16 protein-coding genes and 1 other annotated feature are annotated in these 16,764 nt (G+C 31.5%); all 16 genes read right to left on the bottom strand.

Going from position 1 to position 16,764, the window contains the following annotated elements; translation table 11 throughout:
* Positions 1–55: 55 nt before the first annotated feature.
* Positions 56–1,723 carry a penicillin-binding transpeptidase domain-containing protein gene (locus BR69_RS20725; protein WP_051623649.1) on the bottom strand — a complete coding sequence of 556 codons (1,668 nt, stop codon included), beginning with the start codon at positions 1,721–1,723 and terminating at the stop codon, positions 56–58.
* Between the two features lie 52 nt (positions 1,724–1,775).
* A complete protein-coding gene (udk, locus tag BR69_RS0116130; protein WP_027634118.1) occupies positions 1,776–2,399 on the bottom strand; it encodes a uridine kinase in 624 nt (207 codons plus the stop codon).
* Positions 2,399–3,628 carry a peptidase U32 family protein gene (locus BR69_RS0116125; RefSeq protein WP_027634117.1) on the bottom strand — a complete coding sequence of 410 codons (1,230 nt, stop codon included), beginning with the start codon at positions 3,626–3,628 and terminating at the stop codon, positions 2,399–2,401. The genes udk and BR69_RS0116125 overlap by 1 nt, the downstream gene beginning before the upstream one ends.
* The gene (locus BR69_RS0116120) at positions 3,621–4,277 is read right to left on the bottom strand and encodes an O-methyltransferase (protein WP_027634116.1); all 657 of its coding nucleotides are present in this window, start codon (positions 4,275–4,277) and stop codon (positions 3,621–3,623) included. The genes BR69_RS0116125 and BR69_RS0116120 overlap by 8 nt, the downstream gene beginning before the upstream one ends.
* Before the next feature lie 13 nt (positions 4,278–4,290).
* Positions 4,291–5,325, bottom strand: a complete 1,035-nt coding sequence (gene mltG / locus BR69_RS0116115; RefSeq protein ID WP_027634115.1) for an endolytic transglycosylase MltG — start codon at positions 5,323–5,325, stop codon at positions 4,291–4,293.
* Positions 5,326–5,351: 26 nt separating this feature from the next.
* Entirely contained in the window at positions 5,352–7,175 is a 1,824-nt protein-coding gene (gene typA / locus BR69_RS0116110) for a translational GTPase TypA (protein ID WP_027634114.1), read from the bottom strand.
* A 146-nt stretch (positions 7,176–7,321) separates the two neighbouring features.
* Positions 7,322–7,675, bottom strand: a complete 354-nt coding sequence (locus BR69_RS0116105) for a YlbF family regulator (protein ID WP_027634113.1) — start codon at positions 7,673–7,675, stop codon at positions 7,322–7,324.
* Between the two features lie 20 nt (positions 7,676–7,695).
* Complete coding sequence (locus BR69_RS0116100) at positions 7,696–9,363, bottom strand: ribonuclease J (RefSeq protein ID WP_027634112.1); 1,668 nt, start codon at positions 9,361–9,363, stop codon at positions 7,696–7,698.
* 36 nt (positions 9,364–9,399) lie between these two features.
* Complete coding sequence (locus BR69_RS0116095) at positions 9,400–9,852, bottom strand: Fur family transcriptional regulator (protein ID WP_027634111.1); 453 nt, start codon at positions 9,850–9,852, stop codon at positions 9,400–9,402.
* Positions 9,853–9,879: 27 nt separating this feature from the next.
* A complete protein-coding gene (locus BR69_RS0116090; protein WP_027634110.1) occupies positions 9,880–10,137 on the bottom strand; it encodes a DUF1292 domain-containing protein in 258 nt (85 codons plus the stop codon).
* A gap of 66 nt (positions 10,138–10,203) precedes the next feature.
* On the bottom strand, positions 10,204–10,617 hold the full coding sequence (gene ruvX / locus BR69_RS0116085; RefSeq protein WP_027634109.1) for a Holliday junction resolvase RuvX: 414 nt from the start codon (positions 10,615–10,617) through the stop codon (positions 10,204–10,206).
* Between the two features lie 58 nt (positions 10,618–10,675).
* Positions 10,676–10,930 carry an IreB family regulatory phosphoprotein gene (locus BR69_RS0116080; RefSeq protein WP_027634108.1) on the bottom strand — a complete coding sequence of 85 codons (255 nt, stop codon included), beginning with the start codon at positions 10,928–10,930 and terminating at the stop codon, positions 10,676–10,678.
* A gap of 198 nt (positions 10,931–11,128) precedes the next feature.
* A complete protein-coding gene (gene alaS, locus BR69_RS0116075) occupies positions 11,129–13,768 on the bottom strand; it encodes an alanine--tRNA ligase (RefSeq protein WP_027634107.1) in 2,640 nt (879 codons plus the stop codon).
* 51 nt (positions 13,769–13,819) lie between these two features.
* Positions 13,820–13,993, bottom strand: a binding site (T-box leader).
* Positions 13,994–14,043: 50 nt separating this feature from the next.
* Positions 14,044–15,051, bottom strand: coding sequence for an AI-2E family transporter (locus BR69_RS0116070; RefSeq protein ID WP_027634106.1), 1,008 nt, complete (start codon positions 15,049–15,051; stop codon positions 14,044–14,046).
* Positions 15,032–15,538, bottom strand: coding sequence for a PRC-barrel domain-containing protein (locus BR69_RS0116065; RefSeq protein WP_027634105.1), 507 nt, complete (start codon positions 15,536–15,538; stop codon positions 15,032–15,034). The genes BR69_RS0116070 and BR69_RS0116065 overlap by 20 nt, the downstream gene beginning before the upstream one ends.
* 135 nt (positions 15,539–15,673) lie before the next feature.
* On the bottom strand, positions 15,674–16,750 hold the full coding sequence (gene mnmA, locus BR69_RS0116060) for a tRNA 2-thiouridine(34) synthase MnmA (RefSeq protein ID WP_027634104.1): 1,077 nt from the start codon (positions 16,748–16,750) through the stop codon (positions 15,674–15,676).
* Between the last annotated feature and the right edge of the window lie 14 nt (positions 16,751–16,764).

Raw genomic sequence — 16,764 nt, 5'->3', positions numbered from 1 at the left:
CTGCTCCCCCTATTAGTGCTTACTACTATAATATGATTAATAGCTTAAAAAATTACTATTTTTTTACACTTAATTCTTTTACTACTTCTCTAAATATAGGGACTGCAGTATCTCCGCCACCATGAGTCTCTCCTATATCTTTTACAAAGACAACCATAGAATAATATTTGTTCTTTATTTTAAAATATCCTATAAACCATCCATCATTATATTTCTTTAATCCTTCTTTTTCCTCTTTACCATTTGATGAGTCTTCACTGTTCTCCTCATTTTGTACTGGTTCCATTCTAGTAGCTGTTCCGGTTTTACCTCCCATATCTAAGTTATTACCTATAAATGCATTTTTCCCTGTACCTTTTTCATCTGTAATAACTTTATTCATAGCTGATTTTACATAGGAACTTGTAATATTATCGAAAACCTTTGTGGTTTCTCCTTGAAATTCCTTTTTCTCTTCTCCATAACCATCTATTACTTTCTCTACTATGGTAGGTTTTACATATTTTCCTCCATTAGTAACTGTTGATGCAATTCCTAGACCTTGAAGAGGAGTTATTCTCATGTTTTGTCCTATAGATATATTGGTGGCCCCACCTTCATCCTCTTTAGATATAACATAGTCTCCCTTAGCTTCCTTATCCCCTTTAAAAGGAAGAACCTTTTCATAAAGCCCTTGGGCTTTTCCATATTTAATAATATTTTCACTTCCAAGTCTTGTTCCTATCTCTGCGAAAATATTATTACAAGATTGAATCAAAGCTTCTTCTACCGTTAACTCCCCATGACTTTTTTTGCATGGAAGATTAGGACTATATTTACATGTGAACTTTTCCTTTGGACTTATAAGTTTTTCATTTAAGGCCCCTTCCAATACTACAAGTTTAAATATGGACCCTGGAGCAAATCCATTTTCAGTGGCAGAACCTAAAAGAACATTAGGTCTTTTATCATCCTTTTGTACCATAGCTCTTATCTTTCCTGTGGAACTTTCCATAAGAGCCACTCCAATATCTTTAAATTCCTTAAACTCTTCCTTTTCTAAAATTCCTTTAATAGTGTCTTCTATCTCTCTATCTAGGGTTAAATATATATTAGTATTACCCTTTTCACTTTTTATCTCTTCCTTATTTAGCTTACCATCATCATCCTTAGTATAACTAATAGTAGAACCTGTATTATCTTTTATAATATTATATAAATCTCCCTGAAGGCTTCCTTCATTACCTTTATCTATTCCTTCTATAAGCATAGTTACTATATTCCAAGGTTCACCCTTATGAACCTTACTATAATCATAGGAATATATACCCTTTATTTCCTTTAGCATCTCTATTTTTTCTAAGGACTCCTTATCTAGGGTGAAATATTTCTTTCCCCCTTCTCCATCCCTTAAAATCTTCATAAGATCATAGGACTTATTGTAATTTCTTAATATATAATCTAAAGCATAAATTTCCTCTAAAGGTGTGCTATTATTCTCTCTTTTGAATGATAATATATCTATAACCAATATTTGTTTATTGTCATAATTTACAAGATTCACTCCCTTGGTATCGAAAATATTATATTTGAGTTCTTGTACAACTTCGGTATAGCTGTGCTGGGAATTGGCTTTTAAGTTTAAGTCTTCACTTTTAAAATATTGTATATCTACTATTCTAATTATAAGCAATGTAAAAAGTAATATATAACTAAAAAGTAATATTATACTACGTCTTCTCATAAAAAAAGCACCTCCTTTTAGCTAATTATTGCCAAAAGTCAGATGCTTTATTCTATCTTGATTGTAAAATATGCTTTATGTTTGCTACCATTATATCTATAGCAACTCTATTATGACCACCTTCAGGTATTATGATATCTGCATATCTCTTTGTAGGTTCTACAAACTGCATGTGCATAGGTCTAACAACACCTAAATATTGCTCTATAACAGAATCTACAGTTCTTCCTCTTTCATTTATATCCCTAACGAGTCTTCTTATTATTCTCACATCTGCATCAGTATCTACATAGATTTTTATATCTAGAAGATCTCTAAGTCTTGGTTCTTCTAAAATCATAATTCCTTCTACAATTATTATATCTCTTGGTTCAACTAATATTGTCTCTTCTTGTCTTGTATGCTCTGCAAAATTATATATAGGTTTTTTTATTGCATTGCCTGTACATAGATATTCTATATGTTCTATTAATAATGCTGTATCTAAAGCATTAGGATGATCATAATTAGTTTTTACTCTCTCTTCAAATGGAATTTTGCTTTGATCCTTATAATAAGCATCATGCTCAATCATTGCTATGCAATCTTCATTAAATTGACCATATATTTCTTTAGCTATAGTACTTTTACCTGATCCTGTTCCGCCAGCTATTCCTATAAATATTGGCTTTTTCATTAGTTTTCCCCCTTGCTCTTTATTAGCATATCTTTAGGTTTTAACTCTGTTTCACAATTAATAGTAAAGAACATTTGAGCTCTATTAGCCACCTCTATTTTATTACCATTGGTTTCTCTCATATCATCTAATGAAATTTCAAAATTATCACCAACTGGTCTTAAAATTTCTACTTTGTCGCCTTCAAAAACTCTATTTCTTTGCTCTATTTCTGCTACCTTTTTCTCACTATCATAGGTTCTTACTATTCCTACAATATCATAGTCTCTTATGTAAGACGAATTGTCATATACCTGCTCATTATTTTTCCCAAAGTAGAATCCTGTATGATATTGTCTGTGACTTACCTTTAGAAGATTATCCATCCACTTCTTATTAAGTGTCCAGTTTTTTGGATCTTCAAGATATGACTCAAGGGCTTCTTTATAAGATTTAACAACTCCTGCTACATAATAAGAGCTCTTCATTCTTCCCTCTATTTTTAATGAATATACTCCAGCCTCAACTACATCTTTTAAATATTCTATCATACATAAGTCTTTTGAATTCATTATGTAGGTTCCATTATCATCCTCTATTACTGGGAAATATTCTCCTGGTCTTTTTTCTTCTACTAAATGATACTTATATCTGCATGCCTGGGAACACGCTCCTCTATTAGCATCTCTTCCTGTCATATAATTAGATATTAGACATCTACCTGAATATGCCATGCACATAGATCCATGGACAAAGGCCTCAAGCTCACAGTCTTCTGGAAGTTTACTTCTTATTTCTCTAATTTCATTTAAAGAAAGCTCTCTTGCAAGAACTATTCTTTTAACTCCCATATTATGCCAAAATAATGCAGATTTCCAGTTAACATTATTAGCTTGGGTGCTTAAATGAATTTCAAGTCCTGGAGCCACTTCTTTAGCAGTTATTATTATAGAAGGATCTGACACTATAATTGCATCCACTCCAAGAGATTCTAATTCTTTTATATACTTCTCAAGTCCTTCTATATCTGCATTATGAGGGAATACATTCATGGTAACATAAACTCTTCTTCCCCTCTCGTGAGCATACTCTACTCCTTCTTTAATTTGCTCTGGAGTAAAGTTGTCTGCAAAAGCTCTTAAGTTTAGCTTACTTCCACCTAAATATACTGCATCTGCTCCAAAATCAATGGCTGTTTTTAATTTATCTAAACTGCCTGCTGGTGCAAGTATTTCTGGCCTTTTATTCATGATCCATCCTCCTTTTAGTAATGGCTATACCATCTCCCATAGGTATAACTGATGTAATTAAGTCTTCGTTACTTGAAACCATTTCAAGATAAGTTCTCATTCTTTTTACTATGGTTATTTTTCTTCTTTTAACTAAATCATTAGAAGCAACCATTCCTCTAAATAATACATTATCTGCAATTATTATTCCATCATCATTTAAAAGCCTTAAACAATGAGGAAGAAAATGATTATAATGCCCCTTTCCTGCATCCATAAATATAACATCAAACTTATCATCTAACTTTTCAAGTACCTCTAAGCAATCTCCTTGAATTATATCTATTCTGTCATCATAGCCATAAAGCTTTATGTTACTTTTAGCCAATGTAACCATGTTATCATCTCTTTCAATAGTTACTATTGGAAGTTTATAATCTACGCTTTCAGCCATTAGAATTGAAGAATATCCTATAGCTGTACCAAGCTCTAAAACCCTCTTAGGTTTTTTCATATTTATCATAAACTCTAGAAATTTACCTGCTTCCTTCTGTATAATAGGAACAGAATTTTCTTTTGCGAAGTCTTCTAGTTTTTTTAGTGTTCCCTTCTTATCTGGAATCAAATTTCTTAAATATTCTTCCATATATTCATGTGTTACTCCACTCATAGAATCCTCCAATTTATCTTTTTATTCTCCTATCTCTTGCTTCCTTAAGTTTTAAAAACTCTCTATCCGATGAGGTAAAACTGTGAGTTCCATCATCATTAGAAATAAAAAATAAATAATTTGTAGAATTTGGACTTAGTGCAGCCTCTATAGAAGCCCTACCTGGTGAGGCTATAGGTCCTACTGGCAACTTATCTACCAAATATGTATTATATGGAGAATTAATTTTTAAGTCCTCATTAGATAATTCTTCTTTATGTATCCCTAAGGAATATAAAACAGTAGCACAGGATTGAAGCTTCATATTTCTATTAATTCTATTATAAAACACTGAAGCTGCTTTCCCTCTTTCTTCATCTTTTACTATTTCTTTTTCAATAATAGACGCCATATTCATTATGTCATCAAGGACATTTATATCTATATCTTTACCTTGTTTTTTTTCAATATCCTTTACTATATATTCAAAGCGCTCTATCATAATATCTATAATATCATTGCCATCCATACCTTTTTCTAAATCATAGGTATCAGGAAAAAGATATCCTTCCAAACCATATTTTCTTTCTGATGATTTCTTAATATAATTTGGAAGTTTATATTCTTTTACACTTTTCATAAAATCTTCTTTAGTTATTATTCCATTGTCCTCTAATCTTTTCCCTATTTCATCCACATTAAACCCTTCTGGAATAGTTACTTTTATAAGATTATCGCTAACTTTTCCCTTAGTAATCATATCTATAAAAGTTCTTAAACTCATATCTTTTTTAATGTAGTATGTACCTGGAATAATATTAGTATCACCATTATTGTATTTAAAATAATACTTCATTAAATACTTACTATGTATAATATTTTGGGATGAAAATTTTTCTATAACATGATTTAATGTATCACCATCATTTATTTTTAGCTTTACCTTATCTACACTTAAGTTAAAAGGTCTATCTATAACCTTAGACTTATAATAGGATTTAACTCCTATATAAGCCCCTAAGGTTAAAATAACTATAAAACCAAATATAATAATAACCCTCTTTTTCATGTTAACCCCCAATAAAAAAGATTTAATTATTTCTTTCTATTTATGGCTCTTTTTCTTTCATTTGCATCTAAAAGTCTTTTTCTCATTCTTACGTTCTTTGGAGTAACTTCAACAAGCTCGTCTGCTCTTACAAACTCTAAGCTTTGCTCAAGAGACATTTGAACTATCGGAGTTAATTTTAATGAATCATCTGATCCTGAAGCTCTTGTATTTGAAAGATGTTTCTTCTTACATACATTTACTTCTATATCATCTGCCCTTGAACATTCTCCTGCTATCATACCAGAATAAACTTCTGTTCCTGGTCCTATAAATAATCTTCCTCTTTCTTGAGCATTAAATAATCCATAGGCTACAGCGTCTCCAGATTCAAATACAATTAATGATCCTCTTGTTCTTTCTGGAATTTCTCCCTTGAACTTTTCATATCCTTCGAATATGTGGTTCATTATTCCATTTCCCTTTGTATCTGTCATAAATTCATTTCTGAATCCTATAAGACCTCTTGCTGGAACCTTAAACTCAAGTCTTACATATCCATTTACTGCTGAAGTCATATTTACCATTTCAGCTTTTCTTGGTCCAAGCTTTTCCATTACAGGTCCCATAAATTCTTCTGGAACATCTACTGTAAGATACTCAATAGGCTCAACCTTCTTACCATCTTCTTCCTTAAAGATAACAGATGGCTTAGATACTTGGAACTCATATCCTTCTCTTCTCATAGTCTCTATTAATATTGATAAATGAAGTTCTCCTCTACCACTTACCTTAAAGCAATCAGGGGATAGTTCTTCTACTCTTAAACTAACGTTAGTTTCTAGTTCCTTTAATAATCTATCTCTTAAGTGTCTTGATGTTACAAAATCTCCTTCTCTACCTGCAAAAGGTGAGTCATTTACCATAAAGTTCATGCTTATAGTTGGTTCATCTATATCAACAAAAGGTAATGCTTCTGGATTATCACTATCTGATATAGTATCTCCTATATTAGCATTAGAAACTCCACTTACAGCTACTATATCTCCAAGCTTAGCTTCTTCTGTTTCAACTCTATTTAAGCCTTCATAAACATAAAGATTAGAGATTTTTGCATTAGTTGAAGAACCGTCTTTCTGTATTATAGTAACATTTTGGTTCTTTCTTATAACTCCTCTTTCTACCTTACCAATAGATATTCTTCCTACATATTCATTAGAATCTAAAGTAGTTACAAGCATTTGTAATGACTTGTCTATATCTCCTTCTGGAGCTTTAACATGCTTTATTATAGTATCAAATAAAGGTATCATATTATCATTAGTTTCTTCTAATTTAGCCATAGCATATCCATCTCTAGCAGAACAATATACTATTGGGAAATCTAATTGCTCATCTGTAGCTCCAAGCTCCATGAATAATTCAAATACCTCATCAATAACCTCTTCTGGTCTAGCATTTGGCTTATCAATCTTGTTTATTACAACTATTGGATGTAATCCAAGTTCTAAAGCTTTCTTTAAAACGAATTTTGTCTGTGGCATTGCTCCTTCATAGGAGTCTACAACAAGTATAACACTATCTACCATTTTAAGAACACGTTCAACTTCACCACCAAAGTCCGCGTGTCCTGGTGTATCAACAATATTTATTTTTACACCTTCATAATCAACTGCTGTATTTTTAGAAAGTATTGTGATTCCTCTTTCTTTTTCTAGGTCATTAGAGTCCATTACCCTCTCTTCTACCTTTTCATTACTTCTAAAAACATTACTTTGCTTAAGTAATGCATCCACCAAAGTAGTCTTACCGTGGTCAACGTGCGCAATAATTGCTATATTTCTTATATCATTTCTAACAAATAAACTCATATATTTTCCTCCAAAGTTTGTTTTATTTCATTGTTTAATGATTTCCTTAACCTTTTGTGCAAAATAAAATTGGATACCCTAGTACCCAATTTTACTTTAATCATATTAATTCTAATATCAAGATATAAAAAAGTCAACTTTTTAACCTATTTATTGTCATTTCCAAAAGTTAAATCTAAGCCAACAGCTTCATGTAATATTTTAATTATATCTTCCCAAAGCACTGCGAACTTCGCTTCACTTTGTAAATAATTAGCCACATCTGCATTAGATGATAATATAGCTCCTAAGCTTTGCATCTTATCTTTTATTTCTTTAGATAATTCGCCCTTAGTCATTTGCTCATTATAAGCCTCAAGTTGAAGTTTTCTAAAATCATCTACTATTTTTTTATTTGATTCATTTTCAGCTATTTTTTTATGAGCTTCTCTATAGTCAACAACTTCTCTTGTATCCTTAAGAACTTTAGCTAATTCATGAGATTTATCATAAATATTCATAAGATTCTCCCTCTGATTTCCTATATCTCCATTATAATTGGTAATATCATAGGCTTTCTCTTTGTTTTTTCATACAAGTATACTCTTAGTGCATCCTTAATCATAGATTTCATAGATGCCCAATCTGTTATCTTCTTAATCTCACACTCTCTAAGAGCAGATTTTACTATTTCCCTTGCTTCATCCATTAATCCTTCGGATTCTCTAACATATACAAAACCTCTTGATATTATATCTGGTCCTGCAATTACAGATCCACTTTCCTTCTCTATAGTTACAACCACTGTAAGGATTCCATCCTGTGAAAGATGCTTTCTATCTCTTAATACTATATTTCCAACATCTCCAACTCCAAGTCCATCTACAAAGACTTGACCTGAAACTACAGTACCATTCTTTCTTATTTGATCTCTTGAAACCTCTACTATCTCTCCATTATCCATAATACATATATTGCTTGAAGGCATACCTAGCTTTTCAGCAAGTTCCTTATGCTGCTTTAAATGTCTATACTCTCCATGGACTGGTATAAAGAATCTAGGTTTTACAAGACAATGCATAAGCTTTAATTCCTCTTGACATGCATGGCCTGATACGTGAATATCATCGAGAGCTTCATATATTACTTCTGCACCCTTTTTAAATAATTGATTTATTACCTTAGAAATAAGTTTTTCATTTCCTGGTATTGGGCTTGCAGATATTATTACAGTGTCACCCTCTATTATATTAACCTTTTTATGCTCTGAAGTTGCCATTCTAGCTAAAGCTGACATTGGCTCTCCTTGGCTTCCTGTAGTTACTATAATTATCTTATCATCAGGATATCTATTTATAGAATCTATATTTATCATAATATCTTTTCCTGCATCTAAATATCCAAGTTCTGAGGCTACGGCAACAGTATTTTCCATACTTCTTCCTGATACTGCAACCTTTCTTCCATACTTTTCAGCTGCTATTAACACCTGCTGTATTCTGTGAATATTTGATGCGAAAGTTGCCACAAGTATTCTTCCTTTAGCTTTTAAGAAAATCTTTTCAAAAGCCTCTCCAACTGTTCTTTCTGACATAGTGTATCCTGGTCTTTCAACATTAGTACTATCTGCAAGCATTGCAAGAACACCTTTTTTACCAAGCTCTGCAAATCTTGCAAAATCCATTATCTCTCCATCTATTGGAGTATAGTCTACCTTGAAATCCCCTGTGTGAAGAACCACTCCTAATGGAGTGTGTATTGCTATAGCCACGGAATCTGCAATACTGTGATTTGTTTTTATAAATTCTACTGAAGCATTATTTAATCTAACTATATCTCTTGGTTTTACATTTATAAGCTCAGTTGTGCTTAAAAGCCCATGCTCCTTAAGCTTTGTTTCTATTAACCCAAGAGTAAGCTTTGTTCCATATACAGGTGCATTTATTTGCTTTAATATATATGGCAGTGCCCCTATATGGTCCTCATGGCCGTGGGTAAAGAATATACCTCTAACCCTTTCTTTATTCTTTAGAAGATATGTTACATCTGGTATAACAATATCTATACCAAACATATCTTCATCTGGAAATTTTAATCCGCAGTCAATTACTATAATATCCTCTTTGTACTCTATGATTGTCATATTTTTTCCGATTTCATTTAGTCCGCCAAGAGGAATTATTTTGACTTTATCCTTTTCTTTTTTCATTAACTTCCCTCCTTGTGTTTCTATACATATTACTGCTTATTCCTCTTCACACTCTTCACATATTCCAAAGAATTTTACACTATGATCTTTTATTTTAAATTTATATTGTGACTCAATCTTATACTCTAGGTTATCTAAAAGATCTCCCTCAACCTCTATTACCTTGCCACACTTTGTACAAATTAAATGATGATGTCTATGAAGTTCATCTTTATGAACTAATTCATATCTACTGCATCCGTCATTAAGATCAAGCTTATATACTATTCCAAGTTCTTCTAAAAGAACTATGGTTCTATATACAGTGGCTAATCCTATTTCTGGACAGTCTTTTTTTACCTTATCATAAATTTCTTCAACGGTTAAATGTTTACTCTCATTATCTATAATTGTATCAACTATGGCTCTTCTTTGAGGTGTTAATTTATAACCTTTCTTTTTTAAATCTTCTTTTAATCCATTTATTTCTGATGTAGATAACTTTGGCATATATCTAACTACCCCATTTCCTTATTATTATTCTTCAGTGAATAGGGTTGTATACACTTCAGCTGCGACTTCATATTCTGCCTCATCATCAACTGTAGTTAAAGTGAAACTTCCCTCTTCATCTTCTATAACTTTTAGGAGTATTCCCTCTTCTTCCTCTTCATTTTCTACTGGTACAACAACCACGTATTCATTTTCTTCAACGCCGAATCTTTGAGCTATTTCAAACTCACACTCAACACCATCTTCGTCTAGCAAAATTATTGTGTCCATGTTATTTTCCATTTTAACACTCCTCTATTTATTGTAATTTTAAATTCAAATAAATTATTTGTCAATAATAATTATTCCTTATTTTGATAATCTATCCAGATATCCTTGAAGAATATATGTAGCTGCTATCTTATCCACAATTTTCTTTCTTTTAGCTCTAGACATATCAGCCTCTAACATGGCTCTATGTGCAGCTACTGTGGTTAGACGTTCATCCCAATATTCAATATTTATATTTAAAGAGTCCTTTAACTTGTCACAGAACTCCATAACTTTCTCCCCTTGAGGTCCTAATGTTCCGTTCATATTCTTAGGAAGTCCTGAAACTATTTTCTCTACATTATAGCTTTCACATATTTTTCTTACTTCCTCAATATCTAATGGTTCAATTTTTCTTCTTATAGTGGTGATTCCTTGGGCAGTGTAACCTAAGGGATCACTTATAGCTACCCCTATAGTTCTATCTCCTATATCTAATCCTAATATCCTCATTGAATTCTCCTTAAGTCCATTTTAAAGCAAAAGTGCCCTAAAATTTAGGGCACCGAAATTACTTTATGTCTAAATAAGATTTTAAAACTTCTTCTAAAATTTCATCTCTTTCTAGCTTCCTAACTAAAGCTCTAGCACCATTATAATTTGTAATGTATGTAGGATCACCAGAAATTAAATATCCTACTAACTGATTTACCGGATTATATCCTTTTTCCTTTAAAGAGCTATATATTTCTGTAAGAATAGCTTTAGTTAAATCTTCCTTATCCCTATTAAAATCAAATTCCATTGTATGTTCATTATTAACCATAATTAGGCTGCTTATATGCAGCTTCACCTCCTTACATTATACTTTAAACATGTAAGTAGCTCATTTTGTAGTATAACCTTTTTTTATTAATTTATTCAAAGTTCAACTTATAGTTTAATTAATAGCTTTAATTATTATTTATTCTCATTTGATAACTCTATTATAAATCAAAAACTAGAAAATGTATATATGTTATTTTTATTGTAGTAATTTTTCTAATACTTTTGCTACCTCATTTAGTGCTTCATCAATTTTTTCTGGAAGTTTTCCTCCTGCTTGAGCCATATCTGGTCTTCCACCACCGCCGCCACCAGCAATAGTTGCAACCTTTTTTATAATCTTACCTGCATGAGCTCCTTTTTCTATAGCATCCTTTGAAGCCATAGAAACAAAGTTTACTTTCCCATCTTTCACAGAACCAAGTACTACAACTCCCTCTTGAAGCTTATTTTTAACCTTATCTCCTATGTCTCTTAGGTTATTAGCATCTATATCAAGAAGTTTATAAGATACAAATCTTACTCCATTTATCTCTTTAGCCTCTTTAACTATATCATTCTCTATACCCTTTACCATCTTAGATTTAAGTTCTTGAATTTCCTTGTCCTTCTCCTTTAATGTTAAGGTATTTTGATTTATTTTTTCTATTATATCCTTCTCTGTACATTTTAATACCTTGGATACTTCTTTAATCATCAAATGTTTTTCTTCCATGTAATTTAAAGCATTAGTTCCAGTTAGAGCTTCTATTCTTCTTATTCCTGCTGCAACTCCAGCCTCACTTATAACTTTGAATAAACCAATTTGTCCTGAATTTCTTACATGGGTTCCCCCACAAAGTTCTTTACTAAAGGTTCCTACAGAAACTACTCTTACGTCTCCCTTGTACTTATTTTCAAATAAAGCTATTGCTCCACAAGATTTTGCTTCATCCACATTCATTATATTTGTATCTATCATTGAGGCTTCCATTATCTTTTCGTTTACTAATCTTTCTATCTTAGTAATTTCTTCATCTGTTAAAGCAGAAAAATGAGTAAAGTCAAATCTTAATCTTTCATTATCCACATAGGATCCTGATTGATTTACATGAGATCCTAAAATCTCCTTTAATGCCTCGTGTAACATATGAGTAGCTGTATGATTTCTACATATGCCCTCTCTTCTTTCCTTATCTACCTTAAGCTTTACTACTTCCCCCTTAGTTATAGAGCCACTAGATACACTAGCAAAGTGCATTATCTTACCTGATATATTTTTCTTACAATCCTTTATATAAACTTCTCCCGTATTTCCATAGATAGTTCCAGTATCTCCTACTTGACCTCCCATTTCTGCATAGAAAGGAGTATTATCTACAATAATTATTCCCTCTTCATTTTCTTTTAAGCTTTCTACAAAGGCTTCATCCTTAATAATTTCAATAACTCTACCTTCACATATTAGGTGATCATAACCCTTAAATTCAGTATCAACGTTTTGTGCTACCTTATTTAATATGGAGTCTTCTCCTCCCATATAGCTACTTTCTCCCCTTGCCTCTCTTGCTCTTTTTCTTTGAAGATCCATTTCCCTATTAAAGCCTTCTATATCTACTTCCATACCATTTTCACTTAATATTTCTTCTGTAAGTTCTAGAGGAAATCCATAGGTATCATGAAGTTTAAATGCTTTTTCTCCACTTAAAACCTTATTCTTCTCTTCTTTAAGTTCCACAATATATGACTTAAGGATTTCTTCTCCCCCATCTATGGTTTCATTAAATCTTTCTTCTTCAATCTCCATAACCTTTTTAATGTAGTCTCTCTTTTCCTTAATTTCAGGATAAGCATCTCCATAATTTTCTATAACCTTATCCATAACTTCACTTAAGAATATCCTATTAACTCCAATTAGTCTTCCATGTCTTGCTGCTCTTCTTAGAAGTCTTCTTAGTACATATCCACGACCTTCATTAGATGGAAGCACACCATCGCATATTAAAAACGTTACGCTTTTTACGTGGTCTGTAATTATACGTACTGATGCACCTTTATTTTTATCTTTACCATATTCTACATTACTTATTTCACATACCTTATCTAAAATAGATCTTATAGTATCTATTTCAAATATATTTTCAGTTCCTTGCATTATGGTTGCTATTCTTTCAAGTCCCATTCCTGTATCTATATTAGGATGAGAAAGTCTATTATATACCCCTTCTTCATCCTTATTAAATTGAGTAAACACAAGGTTCCAGAATTCTACTATTCTATCATTGTCTGAAGCCTCTATAAACTCCTCTACAGTAGATACCTTTCCTTCTCCTCTATCATAGTGTATTTCTGAACATGGTCCACAAGGTCCTACCCCTATCTCCCAGAAGTTATCTTCCTTTCCAAGCCTAAATATTCTACTTGGATCCACATCAGTTTTACTAGTCCATATGTCATAAGCCTCATCATCATCTAAGTATATTGTTACATAAAGCTTATCCTTAGGTATATTAAGGTTCTTAGTTATAAACTCCCATGCCCATTGAATAATCTCTTCTTTAAAATAATCTCCAAAAGAAAAGTTACCTAACATTTCAAAAAACGTAGCATGTCTTGATGTTTTCCCTACATTTTCTATATCTCCAGTTCTAACACATTTTTGGCAAGTAGTCACCCTTTTACTTGGTGGGGTTTTAAGCCCTGTAAAATACGGCTTAAGCGGCGCCATTCCTGCATTTATTAACAATAAATCCTTATCATCCTTTGGTACTAAAGGAAAACTTTCTAACCTTAAATGTTCCTTTTCTTCGAAGAATTTTAAGTATACTTCTCTTATCTCATTTAATCCCATTTTTTTCATGAAAAATTCCTCCTTATTCTATTATAAAAATATAAAAAGCCCCCATCCCTATAAAGGGACGAAAGCTAAATTCCGTGGTACCACCCTAATTATGGACTTAAAGTCCATCACTTAAGTTTATACAGCTCAAAGACAGCCTTCAATTTATTCTTTAAGAAGTTTTCACCATCCACTTCCTCTCTATAATAAAGATATAAATTTACTCCTTCTCATCACAGCTCTTTATTATTTACTTATGGGAAAATTATATTTTATTATGGGATTTATGTCAATATTTAAAACAAATAATAATTTATATCTTCATAAATCACCTTAATTATAACCCCAAAGGGAACTGCTAATACCATCCCTATAAATCCCCCTATTTTCCCTCCTATAATAAGAAGAATTATAACCATAAGAGGATGCATGGATATACTATCTCCAACGACTTTAGGTGATATTATATCGCCTTCTACTTGCTGAATTATAGAAAGACATATAAGAGTATATAATGCTTTTGACGGAGATGTTAAAAGAGCAATTAAAATTGCTGGAATTCCTCCAAAGATAGGGCCAAAATAAGGTATTATATTAGCCATAGCATTTATTAACGCAAGAATTAAAGGAAAATCTACTTTTAAAAACATAAGTACTATAAATGTAAGAACTCCAACTATTATACAAAGTATTAATTGACTCATTACATATCGTGAAAGGATCTTATCTATATCCTTTGTTATCCCTTCCACCACACTTCTTCTTTTAACAGGAATAAATATTAAAAACTTTCTCCACATTATTTCCCTATCTGCTAGAAAATAATAAGATATTACTGGAATCACTGCTAGAGATATTATATGTTCTGAGGCATCAATTATCCCTTTAAAAACCCCCATAAATATTCCCTTAAAATATTCTAATATTTTATTTTCAAGCTCATTATGAAGTAAATTAAAAAATTTATTATTATTTTTTACTCCATTATATATCTCCGATATTCTTATCTGCAGATAATCAAAAGATTTAAATAAATTACTGCTTTCTTTTAAGACTTTAGGTATAAACATAATACCTATAGCTATAAATACACCAAAAAACACCAGTACCACTATTCCTGAAGCTAGCTTTCTTTTAACCCCATATTTACTTAGGTAATCAACTAAAGGCTTAAGCATATATGCCAAAATAAAAGATACCAAAATAACATAAAATATTTCTCTTATTATATTATTTTTAAGTAAAAAATACCCTAGGGTTATGGAGAAAATAAACAATATTATCTTAATAACAATCCTCTTCATAGTCCTTAACTCCTATAATTTTATGTGGAATAGAAAAAAGTTTTATATTTTCCCTAGGATTATATAGTATATTATGATCTCCTAGTATAGTATCCTTTATTAAAATTAACTCTTTACCCTTTATAATTTTATTTATAAACCCCAAGCTTATAACAAGAGCTTTTATAGAAAAGTCCATAGGATCAATAATAACCTCTTCAAGGATTCCTAATATACATCCCCTTGTTGTTATAACATCCAAAAACTTTATATCATTAAAACAAAGGTATTTACTGTTTACTATCCTTGAAGCTATTATTCTTTCATTTATACATATTATATCTTCCCTTAAAACATACATCTCTTTCGAGAAAATAGAAGGGGTAGATATTTTAAATCCTATAACTGTTTTATTGTTATAATCAATGGCTATATCTTTTACAAAACCTAAATACTTCCCCTTAGGAGTTTCCACCTTCATATATTGAAATTCTTTAGTTCTAAACATGGCATCCACTCCTTCTCCTTAGGTTGACACTCTCTTTCCTTAGAATAGTTTCTCCTAAAGAAAAAAAATAATACCTTATGTTTCACTGAACATAAGGTATTATTTTTAAATTAAAGTTATATGTTAAAATTGGATTTAAATTAATCCATCTATTATTCCGCCACCAACTACTATGTCATCATCATAGAAAACAACAGATTGACCCTTTGTTATTGCTCTTTGCTTTTCTTCGAATTCAACCTTAACTTTTCCATCTTCCATTGGACTTATTATAGCATTTCCTGGTCTTGCAGAATATCTTATCTTAGCTTGAACCTTTCTAGGTTCTTTAAGTTCATCAAAAGCTATAAAGTTTAAATCTTTTGCCACTAAAGTAGTCTTAAATATATCCTCTTCATTACCAAGTACCACTTCGTTATTTAACGGATTTATGTCTATAACAAACATTGGTCTTCCAAGGGCTATTCCAAGTCCCTTTCTTTGACCTATGGTATAATAAACTATTCCTTTATGCTTTCCTAATTTATTTCCTTCTTTATCCACAAAATGACCTTCTTTAACCTTTTGTGGCATAACTTCTTTTATATACTTACCATGATTATTATCAGGTATAAAGCAAATTTCTTCACTATCTTTCTTGTTATGAACATCAAGTCCTATTTCCTTAGCAATAGCACGTATAACATCCTTTGAGTATTCTCCACAAGGCATTAAAGTACGAGCAAGCTGGTCTTGCTTTAGGTTGTAAAGGGCATAAGTTTGATCTTTCTTATCATCTTCAGATCTTTGAAGAAGATATCTTCCATCTCTTTCTATAACTTTTGCATAGTGACCTGTAGCCACATAATCCGCTCCAAGTCCCATAGCTCTTCTTAAAAGTTCATCAAACTTTATATGCTTATTACATGCAACACAAGGATTAGGAGTTCTTCCTTTCATATATTCATCAACAAAATAATCTATAACATTCCTCTTAAATACATCTGTAAAATTTAACACATAAAAAGGTATATCTAACTTGTCTGCTACTCTTCTTGCATCATTTACAGCTGATAAGGAACAACATCCGCCTTCTTTTTCCTCATACTCTTCATCAGATTGCCATACTTTCATGGTAACCCCAATAACTTCATATCCTTGCTTTTTTAGTAGGTAAGCTGCTACAGAGCTATCTACTCCTCCACTCATTCCTACTACAACTTTTTTATTCATTCAAATCACCTTTT

The sequence above is a fragment of the Clostridium hydrogeniformans DSM 21757 genome (assembly GCF_000686705.1).
GTDB lineage: Bacteria > Bacillota > Clostridia > Clostridiales > Clostridiaceae > Clostridium_Z > Clostridium_Z hydrogeniformans.
Note: the sequence above shows the minus strand (reverse complement) of the source record. Positions and strands in the feature narration are given on the sequence as shown.

What these genes read in the sequence shown, in the direction of transcription:
- typA (WP_027634114.1), bottom strand. Translation starts at nt 7,175, where the DNA reads ATGAGTTTATTTGTTAGAAATGATATAAGAAATATAGCAATTATTGCG.
- BR69_RS0116090 (WP_027634110.1), bottom strand. Translation starts at nt 10,137, where the DNA reads ATGGAAAATAACATGGACACAATAATTTTGCTAGACGAAGATGGTGTT.
- BR69_RS0116125 (WP_027634117.1), bottom strand. Translation starts at nt 3,628, where the DNA reads ATGAATAAAAGGCCAGAAATACTTGCACCAGCAGGCAGTTTAGATAAA.
- BR69_RS0116095 (WP_027634111.1), bottom strand. Translation starts at nt 9,852, where the DNA reads ATGCCAAAGTTATCTACATCAGAAATAAATGGATTAAAAGAAGATTTA.
- BR69_RS0116100 (WP_027634112.1), bottom strand. Translation starts at nt 9,363, where the DNA reads ATGAAAAAAGAAAAGGATAAAGTCAAAATAATTCCTCTTGGCGGACTA.
- BR69_RS0116065 (WP_027634105.1), bottom strand. Translation starts at nt 15,538, where the DNA reads ATGTTTAGAACTAAAGAATTTCAATATATGAAGGTGGAAACTCCTAAG.
- BR69_RS0116070 (WP_027634106.1), bottom strand. Translation starts at nt 15,051, where the DNA reads ATGAAGAGGATTGTTATTAAGATAATATTGTTTATTTTCTCCATAACC.
- BR69_RS0116120 (WP_027634116.1), bottom strand. Translation starts at nt 4,277, where the DNA reads ATGAGTGGAGTAACACATGAATATATGGAAGAATATTTAAGAAATTTG.
- ruvX (WP_027634109.1), bottom strand. Translation starts at nt 10,617, where the DNA reads ATGAGGATATTAGGATTAGATATAGGAGATAGAACTATAGGGGTAGCT.
- mnmA (WP_027634104.1), bottom strand. Translation starts at nt 16,750, where the DNA reads ATGAATAAAAAAGTTGTAGTAGGAATGAGTGGAGGAGTAGATAGCTCT.
- BR69_RS0116105 (WP_027634113.1), bottom strand. Translation starts at nt 7,675, where the DNA reads ATGAATATTTATGATAAATCTCATGAATTAGCTAAAGTTCTTAAGGAT.
- alaS (WP_027634107.1), bottom strand. Translation starts at nt 13,768, where the DNA reads ATGAAAAAAATGGGATTAAATGAGATAAGAGAAGTATACTTAAAATTC.
- udk (WP_027634118.1), bottom strand. Translation starts at nt 2,399, where the DNA reads ATGAAAAAGCCAATATTTATAGGAATAGCTGGCGGAACAGGATCAGGT.
- BR69_RS0116080 (WP_027634108.1), bottom strand. Translation starts at nt 10,930, where the DNA reads ATGGTTAATAATGAACATACAATGGAATTTGATTTTAATAGGGATAAG.
- mltG (WP_027634115.1), bottom strand. Translation starts at nt 5,325, where the DNA reads ATGAAAAAGAGGGTTATTATTATATTTGGTTTTATAGTTATTTTAACC.
- BR69_RS20725 (WP_051623649.1), bottom strand. Translation starts at nt 1,723, where the DNA reads ATGAGAAGACGTAGTATAATATTACTTTTTAGTTATATATTACTTTTT.